2 protein-coding genes are annotated in these 2,591 nt (G+C 31.9%); one reads left to right on the forward strand and one right to left on the reverse strand.

Annotation, left to right across the window (positions count from 1 at the left end):
* Positions 1–199 (reverse strand): hypothetical protein (locus TP70_RS12560; protein ID WP_044359394.1); only part of this gene is annotated, 199 nt, incomplete at its 3' end.
* Between the two features lie 292 nt (positions 200–491).
* On the opposite strand from TP70_RS12560, the gene TP70_RS03715 reads away from it, so the two are divergent.
* A partial coding sequence (locus TP70_RS03715; protein WP_044359395.1) for a YSIRK-type signal peptide-containing protein occupies positions 492–2,591 on the forward strand: 2,100 nt, incomplete at its 3' end.

A 2,591-nucleotide genomic window follows, 5' to 3' on the forward strand; every position in this document is an offset into this window, starting at 1 on the left:
TTAGAAAGACATAGAAGTCATAAATAAGATCATTAGAACAATTCTTCAGAACAAACTTAAGCGCATCATGTAAGTAAGCTTCAGATAAACAAATCAATCTGAGTGTATTATACGATTCAAAATATACCCACATATCGACATCGTCTAGTTCACTGTAATATTTAATCATCCAATTAGGTACCGTTCTATTGATATGCATCAAGGTAAACTCATTAAAGCTAATCATTTTCATAATTTTATTTTAAATAAAAGTCCATACTCTTAGTTTTGACATTGCCTTAACTCTCTCTATGACACCATCATAGTGGTAATTATTTAGTTAATGGTACCTTACACCATTTTTATAGTTTGTGAAAATTTTACTGTAATTTGAATGTTTTTTTAAACAATTGCTTTTTTAGTGCGAAAGAATATCGTTTTTGTTAGTGACAAACGAGGTATATTGTAATAAATTATGTTTGTATAATAATTGTTTTCAGGAGGTAATATAATTGAGTGCGTTTAAAAATCAAAAGCAACGTTTTTCTATTAAAAAATATCATTTTGGTGCTGCAAGTGTCTTATTAGGTGTAGTGTTTTTTGTTAGTACAACCAATGATGTATCAGCTGATGAAATTGATAAAGATACTTCTTTTATGGAGGTTAAAACTAATACACCTATAGGAGCAGCAACCTCATTAGAAGGCGTTGATATGCCAACAAATTCAAATGAGGTAGAAGAGAATCCTGGAATTGTTGGAGAAGTAAGTAATATATCTCCAAATGAGACAATTGAAGATCGTGAAAATAATACGGTACAAATTAAAGAAAGAACAGTTACTACTTCTGATTTTGAAGAATTAAGCCCTCAAACAATAAAGCAGTTACAAGCAGAGGATTTTAGATATTTTGAAATGACACCAGATTTGTATAAGAAATTGAGTAGGGACCAAATTAATGCATTAACTTTAAACAAACATTACCAGGTAGCTTCAAAAACAGTTCCCCATGTATTGAGAGCTGCTAAGGAAAATATAGAGAATAGAGACGGATACAGTGTCAATGAAAACAATTTGCCTGAAAAGTCTAATCTACCTTATGCAATTAATAAGACACCAAACCCCGATCATTATACCTTTGAAGTAGTAATGAAGGGTGATGATGGAGCAAAACAATATGTACTATCTGTTAGAAAAGAAGATATAGATCAAGAAGGAACTCCTATGAGATTTTTTATAACTACATTCGATGATTCTAGAAGGTCATCTTTGACCACTGTAGATATAAAGAATGTTCAAGATGGGGATCAAATAAAAATTGACGATCAAACACTTATAGGTGTAATAGCTTCTGGTGATAAACGTCAATTTAGATTTTTAAAAGTTAATGACGCAGACTTCTCGGATTATACTCCTATATATGGACCAAACATAGATAAGTATACGAATCCTGTTGTGTCTTATCCTATAACTTTACCATTTTGGAAAGGTCAAACCACGCATTATTATGATGAATTAGGGGGAGAAATAGTACCGTCATATACACAATATGGTTGGACTAGAAGTCAATACACAACAGAACCAATTGATATTGAAGGGTATGATATTAATACCACTAAAATGCCTATTAACAAAAATGGTTTTATCAATAGGTATAGCACCAAAATATCAGGTAATGTTCGCTATAGTGTAAGTACAATGAGTAGGGGGACATTATATCGAAAAGATACAGTAATAGATGATGAAGGGACTATTAAGACAGAAGCTTGGTTTACTTATGCCAAAGGCCCAGGAACATTTGATTCTATAAATGGAGCTAAATTAGACAAAGGAAGAATAGAAGCAAACAACCTTCCAAATAGTGATTATGATTTTGAACTAAATCCTAATAATTATTCTATTAGGGACACAATCATTGATAATGTTGAAGAAGAAAAGTATTTTAACCATGGTTTTGGTGGCCAAGTAATCTTCCAAAAAGTGCGTTTTATAAAAGATGGTTTACCATCAAATGATGCTATATCTGTTGCTGACTATGATGGTGGTGATGCTGCATCTAGTTCATCAGTTACCTTAAAAAAGGGAGAAGTAACTAATTCAAGATATGATAATGGTAGAACGTTAGATATTTCAAATAGATTTGAATATCCTGATACTGTAGAATACTATTACACTACTCAAGAAGGTAATTTAATAGTTAATTATGTTGATGAGTTAGGAAACACAATCAAAGAAGCCGTAGAAGATACCCCAAATACCAAGTTTAATACACCATATGATACAGTGGTTGATAATCGTCCTCAAGAGATTGTTTTTGGTGACAAAGTATATGAATTAGTACCATCAGGTGAGTATCCAGTTGGAACAGTGTCAAATCAAGGCAACTTAACTATAAGTAAAATGAGGGATATTTATGCATCATCTGATTTAAATGGTGGTGATCCAATTGGCAATATAACAAAAGGTACAAAGTATGTGACTTATGTTTATAAAGAAAAGATAGAAGAACCAGGTAAATATATTCCATATATTCCTGCAGATCCAACGGATCCGACTAACCCAAATGATCCATTAAATCCGACAGATCCGAATACAGGTAATCCAATTGAACCA

Origin of the sequence: Staphylococcus microti (genome assembly GCF_000934465.1) — a bacterium.
Classification (GTDB): domain Bacteria; phylum Bacillota; class Bacilli; order Staphylococcales; family Staphylococcaceae; genus Staphylococcus; species Staphylococcus microti.